Annotated in this window: 10 protein-coding genes; 8 read left to right on the plus strand and 2 right to left on the minus strand. The window is 47.1% G+C overall.

What is annotated here, in order from left to right; all coding sequences use genetic code 11:
• Position 1 precedes the first annotated feature (1 nt).
• Genes J2736_RS21385 through J2736_RS21415 form a run of 7 tightly spaced genes read left to right on the plus strand, consistent with a single transcriptional unit; the run spans position 2 to position 12,442 of the window.
• Positions 2-634, plus strand: a complete 633-nt coding sequence (locus J2736_RS21385; protein WP_310500623.1) for a D-sedoheptulose-7-phosphate isomerase — start codon at positions 2-4, stop codon at positions 632-634.
• Complete coding sequence (locus tag J2736_RS21390; protein WP_310500624.1) at positions 631-1,602, plus strand: ROK family protein; 972 nt, start codon at positions 631-633, stop codon at positions 1,600-1,602. Before J2736_RS21385 ends, J2736_RS21390 begins: the two co-directional genes overlap by 4 nt.
• A gap of 14 nt (positions 1,603-1,616) precedes the next feature.
• Positions 1,617-3,755 (plus strand): Sip1-related alpha-galactosidase, encoded by a 2,139-nt coding sequence (locus tag J2736_RS21395; RefSeq protein ID WP_310500625.1) that lies wholly within the window; start codon positions 1,617-1,619, stop codon positions 3,753-3,755.
• 32 nt (positions 3,756-3,787) lie between these two features.
• On the plus strand, positions 3,788-6,784 hold the full coding sequence (locus J2736_RS21400; RefSeq protein ID WP_310500626.1) for an FAD-dependent oxidoreductase: 2,997 nt from the start codon (positions 3,788-3,790) through the stop codon (positions 6,782-6,784).
• Positions 6,785-6,826: 42 nt separating this feature from the next.
• Entirely contained in the window at positions 6,827-8,344 is a 1,518-nt protein-coding gene (locus tag J2736_RS21405) for an FGGY-family carbohydrate kinase (RefSeq protein WP_310500627.1), read from the plus strand.
• 37 nt (positions 8,345-8,381) lie between these two features.
• Entirely contained in the window at positions 8,382-9,851 is a 1,470-nt protein-coding gene (gene gtfA, locus J2736_RS21410; protein ID WP_310500628.1) for a sucrose phosphorylase, read from the plus strand.
• 29 nt (positions 9,852-9,880) lie between these two features.
• Complete coding sequence (locus J2736_RS21415) at positions 9,881-12,442, plus strand: glycoside hydrolase family 2 protein (protein ID WP_310500629.1); 2,562 nt, start codon at positions 9,881-9,883, stop codon at positions 12,440-12,442.
• A gap of 89 nt (positions 12,443-12,531) precedes the next feature.
• Here the strand turns inward: J2736_RS21415 and J2736_RS21420 are convergent, their stop codons facing one another.
• Complete coding sequence (locus J2736_RS21420) at positions 12,532-13,314, minus strand: helix-turn-helix domain-containing protein (RefSeq protein WP_310500630.1); 783 nt, start codon at positions 13,312-13,314, stop codon at positions 12,532-12,534.
• 151 nt (positions 13,315-13,465) lie between these two features.
• On the opposite strand from J2736_RS21420, the gene J2736_RS21425 reads away from it, so the two are divergent.
• On the plus strand, positions 13,466-14,239 hold the full coding sequence (locus J2736_RS21425) for a phytanoyl-CoA dioxygenase family protein (protein WP_310500631.1): 774 nt from the start codon (positions 13,466-13,468) through the stop codon (positions 14,237-14,239).
• Between the two features lie 46 nt (positions 14,240-14,285).
• On the opposite strand, the gene J2736_RS21430 is transcribed toward J2736_RS21425, so the two are convergent.
• Positions 14,286-15,188 (minus strand): helix-turn-helix transcriptional regulator, encoded by a 903-nt coding sequence (locus tag J2736_RS21430; protein ID WP_310500632.1) that lies wholly within the window; start codon positions 15,186-15,188, stop codon positions 14,286-14,288.
• Between the last annotated feature and the right edge of the window lie 121 nt (positions 15,189-15,309).

The following is a 15,309-nucleotide window of genomic DNA, read 5'->3' on the forward strand; positions in this document are numbered from 1 at the left end:
CATGAGTGCAACGTTTGAGCAACTTTTCGTAAAATACCCTGATTTGGAACCATGTCGTGCTTCTATTCATGCCGCATTTGAGGCGATGAAGCTCTCGTTTGAAAAGGGAGGCAAAATGCTGCTGGCCGGCAACGGAGGAAGTGCAGCGGATTGTGAGCATGTGGTTGGTGAATTAATGAAAGGTTTTATGTCACCTCGCAAACTCCCTAAGAAGCAAAGAGATCTCATGTTGGTTCACGGCGAAGAGCAGGGTACCTATTTGGCGGATCATTTGCAAGGGGCGCTTCCAGCGATTTCGCTAGTGAGCCATACCGCATTTGCCACGGCATTCAATAATGATGTAGCTCCCGACATGGTATTTGCACAGCAAGTATATGGGTACGGTCAACAAGAGGATATCCTTGTTGTTTTTAGTACATCTGGGAACTCGGCTAATATCGTTCACGCTGTACAAGTCGCCAAATCCATGGGCGTAACGACGGTTGGACTAACGGGGGAAGGCGGCGGTCGACTGAAAGAACTTTGCGATGTTATCATTCGCGTGCCATACAGCTCAACACCAGACATTCAGGAACGCCATCTTCCGATATACCATGTGCTTTGTATGATGTTAGAGGAGGCATTCTTCGTATGAGTCTCCTGTTAGGCGGTATTGATATCGGTGGTACGAAATGTGCAGCGGTACTTGGGAGATCGGCTTCTGAGACGGTTAACATTATCGATAAAATAAGCTTTCCGACACCTGCAACGCCAGGAGAGGCGCTAGTCCAGCTTGGCGATGCGTTGGAACAATTGCTGAAGCGCAACCAAGCGGAACCTTTACAGGCCATCGGTATTAGCTGCGGCGGACCTTTGAGCAGTAAAGAGGGGCTCGTTCTTTCACCGCCCAATTTGCCCGGTTGGGATCGCGTTGATGTGTTGACGCCATTTCGAGATCGGTTCAGCGTTCCTGTTGGCTTGCAAAATGATGCTAACGCTTGTGCATTGGCGGAATGGAAATGGGGAGCCGGGCGAGGTTCGGAAAATATGGTTTTCTTGACCTTTGGAACAGGCATGGGTGCTGGTCTGATCTTAAATGGCCGCATTTATGGCGGGGCCAACGATATGGCTGGCGAAGTAGGACATATCCGTTTAGCGGAAGATGGACCTCTCGGATATGGGAAATATGGCTCGTTCGAAGGCTTTTGCAGTGGCGGCGGGATTGCTAGATTAGCTCAAAAGTTCGTGGAAGATGGTGTACGCGTAGGGGAGTCGACACTTTTGCAGGCCGATCAACAAGAGTTGACGGCGAAAGTTGTGTTTGCAGCTGCCCATGCTGGAGATGAACTAGCGAAAAGGGTAATTGAAATCGTGAGTAAGCAGCTTGGGCGCGGATTGGCGATTCTAGTGGATATCCTGAATCCAGATACGATTGTCATTGGCAGTATCTATGAGCGCCAAGAGGCGATGTTAGCCCCTCTGGTTATGGCTGAGCTGCAGCGAGAGGCTCTACCAATTGCCCTTGGCGTTTGCCGAATTGTTCCTTCTGGATTACAAGATAATGTCGGAGATGCCGCCAGTTTATCGGTTGCACTTCATGAATATGAGCAACAGCAGAAATAGAGAGGGAGGACCATATGCTACAAGGAATTGAGATAAGTTCAAACGGCTTACAGTCCGTTCTTGGCCGTATTCGAGTTACGGTGACAACTGACAATGGTTCAGCATTGCCGCTTCTAAGTAGTGAGAGTGAAGTAACAGCAGGCTCGGATGAGCGCGGCGCTTATACGGAAACAAATCAGATTTTCCGTGGCGAAAATGATACGGCGGTGGTTCAGCTGAGGTTTCGCGCTTATGATTCCGTAGTCCTGGCCTCGGTGCAGGGTGAGTTGATCAATGCCAATGATTTCGGTAGACAGCTTTGCTTCGCCGCACAGAATGGCATTATCATCCATGCACAGGACATGGAGGAAGTAGACGGTTTGATGGCCAACTATCAGCATAAAGACTGGTGGACTCGGCCGCATTTTAACCATGATTGGTCAACGTTACCTGAACGTACACAATCTTTACTATGGCGTAAGGGGAAAGATGCTTCCTATTACCATCTGCTGCCCGTTTGCGGCCCGGAATTCCGTACAGATGTATGCGGCGCTGAGTCAGGATTGCAAATCCGAGTGTCATCCCAACAAGGTGGAAGAACGAAATGTCAGGCACTATCTTTTGTCCTAGGCACAGGAGCAGATCCGTATCAGTTAATGGAGAATCAAGTTGACGCAGCGTTACATGCTCTGGAGTACCCGACACTGCCTCGCGCGCAGAAAGCCTATCCTGAAATTCTAGATTCCCTCGGCTGGTGCAGCTGGGATGCTTTCTATCATCAAGTGGATGAGAAAGGTTTGCTGATCAAAGCGGAAGAGCTGCAAGCAGCAGGACTGCCTGTGCAATGGGTGATGATTGATGATGGTTGGTCACAAACAATCGATAAGAAGCTATCCTCATTCCAAGCAGATGAAGAAAAGTTCCCGCAAGGGCTTGGAGCTACGGTCCGCAAGCTGAAAGAGCAGCATGGTATCCGTTGGGTTGGCGTTTGGCATACGATCGCAGGTTATTGGGGAGGTATTCATCCAGATTCTCCAATCGCGAAGCAATATAGCGACTATCTCTACAGCAATGCCAAAGGGAGCTTAATTCCTTATCCGGATGCGGGACGCGGCTTTGGTTTCTGGCATGCCTGGCATGCTTTCTTGGAGCGTCAAGGTATCGATTTTGTCAAAGTAGACAGTCAAAGTGCTGTCTTGAATTTCACGAAGCATGAATGGTCGATCGGTGAAGCGGCAGCTGCGGCTCATCAGGCACTGGAAGCATCGGCATCCCTACATTTTAACAACACAATCATTAACTGTATGGGGATGGCGGCTGAAAATATGTGGCACCGTCCGAAATCTTCGGTTTCTCGCAACAGCGATGACTTCGTTCCTCAAGATGAATTCGGTTTTGCCGAGCATGCGTTGCAAAATGCTTACAACTCCTATTATCACGGTGCGTTCTATTATGGTGACTGGGATATGTACTGGACGAAGAATCATGATGATATTCAAAATGCGGTACTTCGCTCGGTCAGCGGTGGGCCTGTTTATTTCAGCGATGCACCGGGCAACACCGATCCTACGAAAATTTGGCCGCTTATTTACCAAAACGGAAGTATTATTCGTTGTGAACAAACGCCTAGCCCAACGGCAGACTGCTTATTCCTAGATCCGACGAAGGACACCATACCTTTAAAACTATGGAACACTGCGCGAGATTCAGGCGTCGTAGCTGCGTTCCACATTGGTAAGCATAAAGACGAGATCAAGGGATCGGTAAGCCCTTCCGATGTACCGGGATTACAAGGTGAGCAGTTCGTGCTTTACGAACATTTCTCTGGCGAGATGAAGCTCATGCATGCGAATGAACACCATGACTTCGTGCTTCAGCCAACACAATGCGCGCTTTACTTATTTATTCCAGTTGCCGGTGCGGCAACACCGATTGGTTTGACCGATAAATATGTCGCTGCGGATGCAGTAAGCCATGTGAAGTCGGAAGGTTCTACCGTGTCGTTTCAATTGAAAGAGGGCGGGAAGTTCCGGTTCATGTCAGCAGGCAGAGAAGTTGTCGTGGATGTCAATGGCAAGAGGCTTCCTGTCGTAGTGGTAAGCAAACAATTGTATGAAGTTGAGATTCCTAATCTGGAAGACAAGCTTCAGATTGTAGTCTCCGTTACGGAATAAACAATCGTTGTGCACAAATGAGGTGAGATGACATGGAAATGATGACCCAGTGGGAAGCAGATACGCCTGTTCTGGCGGAGAAAGATGTTGTCATCGTTGGCGGATCTTTCGCTGGCATTGCCTGCGCAGTGGAATTGGCGAAAGCCGGACAACGGATCATGATCATCGAGCCACGTACGTATTTGGGGCGGGAACTCTCCGCCTCTCTTCGTCCGTGGCTTGATCTTTCTACCAGCTGGAATCGTCCTGAGCTTATTCAATTTGTCATAGATCAAGCTGGTGAACAAACGTATGCGGCTGACAAAACGTATTTGCCGCTGCATCCTGATCGGCTGAAGCGTGCCTTGGAAGATAAGCTGATCGCGCACGATATAACGCTCCTCTATGCTTCACTTCCAGTTGCCATCGTTACCAATCCTCACAGTAACGAACGGGAAGGACTCGTGATCGCGAATAAAACGGGCAGCCAAGTGATTCTTTGTAAGCGTTTAATCGATATGACGGAAACGAATGTGGTCGCACAGCTGACGGGTCATTCTGTTGAGTCATATGTCTGTGGGAAAACGGCAGCGTTTGCAAGAACGCTAGAGTTTACTGGCGTATCTTGGCCTGAGGAAGATGATCAAGCGGATGAACTCATTGTTCCGAATAGTCTAGGACTGCTGGATAACAAAGTGAACTTGGTACATGGGTATCGGGATGGGCAGCATGTTTACGTAGAATATTGGATGGTTATGGCGAGTGGTAACCAGCTAGAAATAGCCGGTGAACGCGAACTTGAAGCTCGTAGGCGGGGCATGGACTTGACTGCCTTTCTAGTACAGAATGTTCCTGCTTTCCGTAAAGCGAATTTGTGCTCGTCATCCTTTGAGCTTCACGGACCTGTGCCTCTTCATGGAGGAGCGGAGGTCGAGCAGAGTCAGTATCTAGATCCAACGCAAGCAACAGTTGCGGGTATGGGACTAGCTGCTAAGTTCCTAGATGAACCTGTCGTAGAGCAACAAGCTGTAAGGCCGTATGCAAGCAAACGTGTAGTAACCAATGTTCCTACCTTGTCAAAAGTCGAGGTCCTTGTGATTGGCGGAGGTTCCAGTGGTGCATGCGCATCCATCACAGCGGGAGGCGAAGGTGTAAGTACGATGCTCGTGGATATGAATCCTGGGCTGGGTGGAACAGGAACCTTTGGCGGGGTAGACAGCTATTGGTTTGGCCGCAGAGAAGGCTTCGCAGCTCGCATCCATAATGCTGTATTAACTGCCCAGCAAGGCATCGGCTATAAGGGTCATAAATGGAACATTGAAGCGAAGATGTTCGCGCTGCAGCAAGAAGCAAAGCACCATCATGTCGATTTACTGTTTAATGCTTTTACGTATGCAGCGTTGATGGAAAACAACACCGTATGCGGTGTGCTCGTCGCAACGCGTTGGGGCCCTGTTGCCATCTACGCGGATGTCGTAATTGATGCGACAGGCGATGGCGATGTGGCAGCTTTTGCAGGCGCAGAATTTGTGTACGGTTCTGCGAAAGATCATACCGTTATGTGGTACTCCCTTGCACAATTTAGTAAACCTGACAAGATTCAGAACAATTTTACAAGTATGGTCGATGTATCGGATATTGTGGACTACACACGCGCAATCATGGCTGGACGCCGAAGAGGTGACCCGCAATTGCATGACCATGGTATTTATGTTGCCACACGGGAAAGCCGGCATATTATAGGCGAAACTGTGATGCAGCTATCCGACCAGTTGCTGCAACGTAGTTGGCCGGATGTGATTAATGTTCATTTTAGCAATCATGATGTAAAAGGAGTCAGCGGGGCAGATTGGATAAATATTGGACTTATCCCACCTAATTTAGAAATTGAAATTCCCTATCGCTTGCTGCTGCCAAAGGGCATTGAAGGTGTATTAGTCGCGGGGAAAGCCATTTCTGCAACGCATGATGCGCTGCCTGCGATTCGGATGCAGTCTGATTTGGAAAATTTGGGAGGTGTAGCTGCGCTTGCTGCTGCATTAGCCGTACGAACTGGTGTTCCTCCAAGGAGAATTGGTATTAAGGAGCTGCAAGATCGCTTAATTCGTGAAGGAATTTTGTCAGAAGCAGTTAGAACCAGGCAACTTGCGCCTATCCAATATACAAATGAAGAACTCAAGCTTTTAGTAGATAACATAGAATCGGATCAGCCGCTCTATGAATATGCGAATATGCGTATGAATGAAATCTACAAGGAGTGCATTCCTTTCGTAGAAATATGCTCGCTAGGACAGCGAATTGTTCCTTATTTAATTGAGGCGATGGAGCATGCAACAGGGATGCGGGAGCTCCGACTGGCGCAAGCACTAGCCACTCTTGGAAGTAAAGCGGCTGTTCCGGTCCTAATCGCGCGGATTATGGAAGAGCTGCAGGGTACGGAACTTCCACGTCGGACGGCAGATATGATGTATGTCCAACTACCTCCAGATCACGGCGCGATGCCAGATGTGGTGTACTTGTTATACTCCCTTGCACAAACACAGGACTCACGTGCAATAGCCGTATGGGAGCGGGTTGTCGAGCTGATGCAGCCAAGTGAAGAAGACTTTAAAGATACTTGGCTAGGTCTCTATTACTACGTAGATGCGGTAAGTCAAGGAGCCGAAAGACTTGGAGATCGCGATGCGATTCCTCTATTAGAGCGATTGCATCAGATACCCTATTTACATGCCCAGATGAGCTCGAGTGTTCCGCAATCCGACTACTTTTTGGAGAGGAGAGCGATGCTGGAACTGGTCATTGGCAGGGCACTTGCCCGGTGTGGAAGCAGGCTTGGTTATGATGTGCTGATCCAATATGTCTGTGATGGCCGATCGCTTCTAGCGAAGCAAGCACTTCAACAATTAAAGGCGATTAGCGGGGAGTTCCTCACGAAGGATCCAGTAAGCTTACGTAGTTGGCTGGATAATGAGCAGCCTTATCGGCATACGTACCCACTTCAGACGCAGCTTGATATTGAAACGAACAGTGAATCCATTTTGCGAGGCTAAGCGGAGTAGAAGGGATGAACGTGATTAAAGGAGGCGGCAGCCGTGTTTCTAGCCCTAGACATCGGAACAACGAATATCAAAGCAGGCATTGCGGATGAAAAAGGGGCGCTGCTTGCTACAGCAATTCGAGTAAACCAGAAGAAGCAGCATTCAGAAGGTTACGTGTATTACGATCCTCAGGATTTGTGGCATACCATTGCATTGCTTATTCAAGAGGTTATTTCCACGGCAGGAGTCACGACGGTTTGCTCCGTTGGCATCACAAGTATGGCGGAAAGCGGGCTGTTAGTCGATCGCCAAGCAGGTACGGCTCGAACGAAGATTATACCGTGGTTCGAATCATGCTCACTTCCTCATGAGAAGCGAATCAAACAGGAGATCGACGCGTATGAACAGTTTTGCCAAAGCGGACTGCACCCATCATTCAAACAAGGGTTGTCCAAGCTGCTCTGGATTCAAGAAACACAGCCTGAAGCACTCCATGGCAGCGTGTGGCTGTCTGTTTCCTCCTATGTGGCCTACTTGCTGACGGGGAAATTTGCGGAAGAAGAAACGCTTGCTGCCCGAACATTCGTCTATCGGATGGATAAGCGGGAGTGGAACTTGCCTTTGATTCATCATTTCGGTTTAAAAGAAAGTCACTTCCCTACAGTCGTTGCTACGGGTGCGGCTATTGGCACGGTTCTCCCTGATGTGGGTCAAAGGTTCGGTTTAGGGCCTTCGACCATCGTTTGTCTCGCTGGGCATGATCATGTCTGCGCATCACTGACGATAGGTCAACCTGAGCAACGTAACGTGTACAACTCCATGGGCACAGCTGAAACATTAGTAGGAAGCTTTGGTGCTAGAGCGCTTGGACTAAACGATTACCATTCAGGGCTAGCATTTGGACGGCATCCTTTGGCGAATCAAATGTTTTGGATGGGAGGTCACTCTGCGTCAGGTGGTTCCGTTGAATGGTTAAGAGACCTCCTCGATACAGGAGATTTATCGTATTCGGATATTCTGGGCTTGCTCGATCAGGTTGAATCAGGCCCAACTGGTATTCTGTATTATCCTTATTTGTCCGGTTGCGGTGCACCAGCTCCGAATGCTATGGCACAAGCAGCTTGGATTGGTCTGACTTCCCGCCATCGTCGCGGTGACATGTTCAAGGCTATTCTGGAAGGAAATTCCTACCACATGGAGTGGTTGCGACTTCAAGCTGAACAAGTAGGCGGAGAACCCATTATCAAGTTGGTGGTTGTTGGTGGCGGGGCCAAAAACAAACATTGGCTGCAAATCAAAGCAGACGTATCGGGGATCGAGCTGCATCATCCCGATTTGCCGGAGGCAACGCTGCTCGGCGCAGCGCTAACGGCTGGGGTGGGTGCCGGTGTGTACGCTTCCTTTGAAGAAGCTATGCGTGCTGTTCCAACAGGCCGCTTGCACATCTATAAGCCTGATCGTGCTATATATGATCAGTACCAGTCCATTTTTCAAAAAGGCTTCGCTCACCTTCGCCCATTGCTATTAGAATACGACATGTGGGTAAGACAACCGTCTAGAAATGAACGCTAAACGATAACGCATACATCTCAATTCTAGGAGGAATACGATGCCACAGAAGAATCAAGTTCAACTGATTACGTACCCAGACTCCCTTGGCGGTGATTTACAATCCCTACATCAAGTGCTGAGCAACTATCTCTCAGATTTGTTTAAAGGCGGCATTCATATCTTGCCTCCGTTTCCTTCGTCAGGGGATAGAGGCTTTGCACCATTAACTTATTTGGAAATAGAGCCTACGTTTGGCACGTGGGAGGATATAAAGGCGATAGGGCGTCAATATGATGTGCTTGTCGACTTAATGGTTAACCATATTTCCAGGAAATCAACGTATTTTCAGGATTTTTTGAAAAACGGACGCCGTTCCGAATATGCAGATCTATTTATTACGTTAGATAAGGTCTGGGAGGATGGAAAGCCTGTTAAGGATGATGTCGATAAAATCTTCTTAAGAAGACCTAGACCCTATTCTACTTTTCACATTGAAGAAACGGGTACCGAGGAAACCGTTTGGACCACATTCGGCAAGGAAGATCCCTCCGAGCAGATTGACCTCGATATTCGATCGGACAAGGTTAAACAGCTATTAACCGCTTTCTTCACCAACTTCTCCGCAAATAATGTGAAGACGGTGAGACTCGATGCTGTCGGCTTTGTAATTAAGAAGCTGGGAACAAGCTGTTTCTTCGTAGAGCCAGAAATTTACGATTTTCTTGATTGGATTAAGGAAATGGCTGATTCCTTAGGAATCGAGCTGTTGCCTGAAGTGCATGCTCATTCTCAGATCCAAAATAAACTGGCTGAACGCGGATACTGGATCTATGATTTTATTTTGCCATATACGATTCTTGAGACGATGTTGAACAATTCTAGCCAGAAGCTTTGCGAGTATTTAAAAGTACGTCCGAGCAAGCAATTTACCATGTTGGACTGCCATGATGGCATTCCTGTTTTACCTGATTTGGCTGGTCTTGTCGATACGAAGGCTGCCAGAAATGTAGTCGATCTTTGTGTAGAAAGAGGCTCAACACTTAGTTTGATCGTGTCCGATGAGCATAAAGGCGAAGGTGGTTTTGATGTTCACCAAATTGGCGGAACCTACTATTCGGTACTGGGTTTCAATGATGATGCCTATATAGCTTCAAGGGCGATTCAATTCTTTGCTCCGGGTATTCCGCAAGTGTATTATGTTGGCTTATTGGCAGGGGAAAATGATAATGAGGCTGTCAAAGCGACGGGAGAAAATCGTGCCATGAACCGTCACAACTACACCATGCAAGAAATTGAAGCTTCTTTGAAAAAAGACGTTGTTCAACGCTTGTTAAAGCTTATTCGATTTCGAAATGACTATCCCGCATTCAATGGGGACTTTCAAGTTCTGGAATCCGCTAAGGATGAAGTTCATCTGTCCTGGTGTAAGGATAGCCACTCCTGTACGTTATTTATCGATTTGAAAACGAAGCGAACTGTCATCACGTATTTGGATAGTACGGGTGAAAGGATTCAATATAGCGTTTAGATAAGGCTATCTCTCAGGAGGAATCAAGCATGAATAGCAAACTTATTTTAAAAGGTAATGACTGGAAAATATTAGATTTTATCGACGAAGCATGGCGGACCAAACAGGTAGAAAGTGACGAACCGACAGATCCTCGGCCGTGGGTTAAGGCGACGGTTCCAGGGAGCATTCACCAGGACCTCTGGGACAATGGAATCGTGCCAGATCCTTATTTTGAACAAAACAGCCTTATGCTGGAGTGGATTCCACAGCGCTCATGGGTATATAGAAAGACGTTTTTTGTTGAAGGGGGGAAAGAGGGAAGCGAAGCACGGTTGCACCTGCACGGTATTGATTATAGAGCGCACATTTACCTAAATGGTACGTTGCTTGGCAGTCATGAGTCCATGTTTGTACCTGCCGAGTATGAGGTTGCTTCCCATCTCCGATACGGGGCAGATAACTTGTTGACCGTGGTCCTTGATCCGGCTCCTCCTTCTGAGTCCCAGATGGGGCGAACGTCCAAAGTCGGACATACGAAAACAAGAATGAATTATTGGTGGGATTTTACACCCCGTATGATTCATCTGGGTATTTGGCAGGAAGTGTACATTGCATTTTCCGGACCCGTAACGGTCGAAGATATTTACATCCGGCCGCAGCTAAACATGGATTATACCCGTGCGGAGGTTTCCGTAGACATCGAGCTTATATCCAGAAAGGCTATCTCTGCCGAAATCGATCTGACGATAGCTCATAACGGGAGCCAAGTCGCCATCTTAACCTGCTCTGCGCAGAAGTTAACTGAAGGAGTAACGAAGCTCGAGGTCATGATGCCCATCGACGATCCGGAGCTGTGGTGGCCGAATGGGGAAGGTGCGCAGCCGCTATACCAGCTGACAGTTAGTGTAAGGGAGTCAGGCGCTGAAGAGGTGATGTATCAGCGGGAGACCGAATTTGGCATCCGACAGGTGGAGTTTTCACCTAACGAAACCTCTCATCCGACGGCTTTGCCGTACACATTCACGTTGAATGGCCGAAAGGTATATGTCAAAGGGTATAATTGGGTGCCGATCGATGTCCTTTACGGGGTAGAGCGCTTGGAAAAGCTAGAGCATCTACTTACGCTTGCGAAGGAAGCGAATGTAAATCTCATTCGAGTCAATGGCGTGGGCCTCATTGAGACAGATGCTTTCTATAACCTATGTAACCGGCTCGGGCTCATGGTCTGGCAGGAGTTCAACCTGACCAGCTCCGCTTTTAACAGTAAGCCGAAAGAGGATGAATCGTTCATCAACCAAGTTATACAGGAAGCGGAGAGCATCATCCCCCTCAAGCGAAACCATCCGTCACTCGTGTTGTGGTGCGGGGGGAATGAACTGGAGTCGTTGGACAAGCTTCCATTAAACGAGGAAGAACCTGTGCTTGCCGCGCTCAAAGCGATAGTCAAACGACTCGATCCAGACCGCTTATGGCTGCCTTGTTCACCTTCAGGTCCGCTGCCGTTCAACGGTATTAACATGAGTCGGAACCGGCCGGATGACCTGCACGATGTCCATGGTCCTTGGCACCACGAGGGCTTGACTGCGCAATATACGCTTTTCAATGCCGGAGCTAATTTATTACACAGTGAATTCGGAGCTGACGGCCTCACGAACCTGAAGGCGCTGGAGGCGACCCTGAAGCCGGAAAACCGCTGGCCGGTTACGCTGCACAATCCCGTGTGGTATCACCTAGGCTCCTGGTGGGTGCAGGAAAAGCAATGGCGTGACATTTTCGGCGAACTCTCCGACCTTGAGACGGCCATTGAAGCAACCCAATACTTGCAGGCGGAGGGTGTGCGTTACGCGATTGAGAGGAATCGTGCTCGCAAATTCCGCAACAGCGGTGTTTTGCCGTGGATGTTCAACGAACCATATCCCATGGCAGCATGCACGTCGGCCATTGATTATTTCGGCCGACCGAAGCATTTGTATTACGCCTCGGCACAAGCGTATAACACTGTTTCCGTAACGGCCAAATTCGCAAAGCAAGCTTGGGCGAACGATTTGGATTTTAAAGCGGAATTGTGGGTGACCAACGGCGGTACCCAAGATTACACAGAGGCGGAGCTACATTGGTCGATGGAAGGAGATAATGGCAACGGCTTTGCAAGCGGTATGCGTAGGATAAATGTGGGAGCTAATGTAGCGGATAGCTTTGGAGATATCAGCTGTCAATTACCTAAGATTCATGGCAATCTGTTTTTTCTTACACTTCAGCTCAAGATGCCATCTGGTATTGTAATTGCCTCTAATCGTTATCTGTTCACGACGACGGAAAATCTTCAGCCGATGCTGGATCTTCCACGCACTGTGCTGGATATTCAATCGGATTGCAAGGGTCCAAATTGGAGCATTACGGTTACAAACCGAGGGGAGTGTGCCGCCTTGCTTGTCCGAATCGATGATGAACGATCTCTGGATGCCGAAGGATGGGGGTATATTAGCCACAGCGGATTCCATCTGCTCCCTGGGGAGAGCCGCACAGTTACAGTTGTCTGGAAAGGTACCGGGACTCACAGCGTGCTGTCCGTCCAGGCACTTAATGCGGATAAGCGGATAGTAGAATAGCTAGCGATGACGGGAATTAAATAAGATGAATGCAAATAGCGGCAGCCTAGGACGTGTTTTATCGTCTGAGGCTGCCGCTATTTGCTGTGTTAAACGCGATAATTCTTACGATAGCCAGAAGGACTTATCCCCATGTGCTGTGAAAAAACGCGACTGAAATAGAACGCATTCTGGAAACCACATTGCTCCGCAATGTTTTCCAGAGAATCTTGGGTTTCAACGAGTAAAAGCCGAGCACGGGTTAATCGCACTTTGGTTGAAAACCGGACGGGGGATAAGCCATAGGCAGCTTGGAAACGACGAGTAAGTTGAGAATTGCTTATGCCGAGTGTTGTGGCAAGCTCTTGTAAGGATAGTTCGTGCTCACATGTCCGTGTTTCAATATAGGCAGCTGCCCTATTCATTAAGGGGTCAATGGTGCCCGCACTATGATGCTGTGTTTTGTATTGTTCACGATGAGATTGGAAAATAAGATCCTTGATAAGGTGGCGTGCATCTGATGTGAACTGTTGGTGAAGATCTTCCGATTCTTGCCACTCTTGCAAGTATTGAAATGTGGAACGAAGCCGACTGATATCTTTCAAGCGTACGATTTGGGGGAGGGTCCAATCTCCTAAACAGGTGAATTCGCAGAAATGAAAGGAAAGCTTTTGCAGGACATGTCGTTTCAATATGTGGTTCGGCGGACAAAAGATCAATTCGCCAAATTGAGCTAGTTGTTGTTTGGTATCGTCCCCCCCATCAATGGTGAACGAAAAGCTGCCATCTTGGGCGGCTAACATGACCCAACCTTGATACGTATCTTCAGTAAGTGAAAACTGCTCTCTTTGATCAGCATAATAATAGCGTGTTAATTTGATGTCTTGAATCAATTAACGAGTTCTCCTTTCCATACAAAAAAGTATATGTATTAGTATAACTTCGTGCATGGAATAAGGGAAGTATTCGCTGTAATATAAAGATATAAACAAGCCGAAGATTGCTGGTTTGCGGCAAAAAAACAAATGAAAGGCTGTGAATTACATGAAAAAGAAATCCTTGAATATCTTGACTCATGAGCAATTGAATACGTATAACGAGCAGGGGTATTTGGTTTTGCGTAACGTATTTACTGAGTTGGAAGCGAAAGTAATTCAGACGGAATGCGATCAATTGCTAACTTTAGGTGAATATACGGATAAATTTAATATCCGAGCAGGTCATAAAAGTTACGTCGATGGATCAATTGCCATAGAGCGCCTAGATCCTGTGCACGATATTTCAGCGGTGTTCGCTGATTTAGTGAAAGACGAGCGACTATTAGCTCCACTTCGTGACATATATTTGGATGAGCCGTTACTTTTTAAAGATAAACTGATCTATAAGCTCCCGGGGTCCAATGGTTACTCGATGCATCAAGATGCGTCTTGGTGGCAAGGATTCCCTATCGAAGGACTTATCTCTGTGATGGTCGCTATTGATGGCGCGACAACTGCAAACGGCGGCTTGGAGTTGTTTCCTGGATACCACGGACATTTGCGTTCAACACCAGGCGAATTAAGGAACATGAATGCGGAAGAAATTGCAGAAATTTACCCTAAGAAGGGTGAAATTGTAGAAACAAACCCAGGTGATGTTATTATTTTCCACTCCTTCACACCTCACCAAAGCGGGGCTAACACCTCACAAGTAAGTCGTAAACAGTTGTATTTAACGTATTCCCCAAGTAAAAATGGTGATTTATATAAGGCACATTATCAGCATTACCAACGTTACAATTTGAAGGGCAAAGACACAGCTAGTTATCATTTCTTGTAAAAGAGTTGAAGAGATCCGCCTTCCATAGGTAGATCTCTTTTCTTCGTTAAGTCATTTTCTCTATTTGAAGGCTCATTTCTTTCATTACTTTTCTACGATATTGGCCTGGGGTAACGCCAGTAAACTTCTTAAATAACTTATGAAAATAAGGCAAGCTCTCATATCCGCAATTGTAAGCGATGGTATCGATACCTAAATCCGTCGTTAAAAGCTGCTCCTTGGCAGTTGAAATTCGCTTGGCGTTCACATAGTCGGTGATGTTCATCCCGGTTAATTGTTTAAACACCCTAGATAAATGAGGGGCTGAGACGGAAGTCTGCTTAGCCAAATACGAAAGTCCAACGATATGGTCAGTGTGGAACTGATCTAAGTGTTGAAGGATGTTAAGTAACCAGGAGGGTCCGACATCGGATTTGGCCAGTTGTTGATGGGATTCTTTTACTATCAAACGATTAATGCTGATTAGAAAGCTATTTAAAAGTAGTTGGACTGCGTATCTAAAACCAGCTTCATGTCGTTCCATTTCATCATGCATGTGTTGGAGCTTTTCTTCTAGATGAGGGCGCATGGCTACTGGGACAACAAGCTTGTAACTCCTGTATTTTCGTGCTCGCTCAAAAACTTGCCTATTCGTAAACGAATCACCTGTTGAATAATGTCCAATTAGTTGCGGATCAAAAAAGACAGCAGTGGCAGTCACAGGAGATTCAGAATCTGGCAATGCCTGATGAATGGTATTGCCAGGAATGATGAAAAGGTCTCCTTCATTCATTTCGTAGAGCATTTGGTTCAAGAAAAACGTGCCTTTCCCACTATAAACATAAACCAACTCATAGCGATCATGTAGATGTTCAGGAAGTTCTCGAATTGGTGTCTTTTGATCCTTAAAAACAATATCAAATGGTAGGAGATCGTCGTTTGTAAAGTTCTTTACAAGCGGTTTTTGCATGTTGCGAGCCTCCTCTGATCAACTTATTTCCTTCATTTGTTTTATTTATAGAATATCAAAATAGAGTATGTTTCTGCAAAGGTAAAGAATTAACAAATGCCATAATCTTGATACAATATTA

Origin of the sequence: Paenibacillus qinlingensis (genome assembly GCF_031455095.1) — a bacterium.
Lineage (GTDB): Bacteria > Bacillota > Bacilli > Paenibacillales > NBRC-103111 > Paenibacillus_E > Paenibacillus_E qinlingensis_A.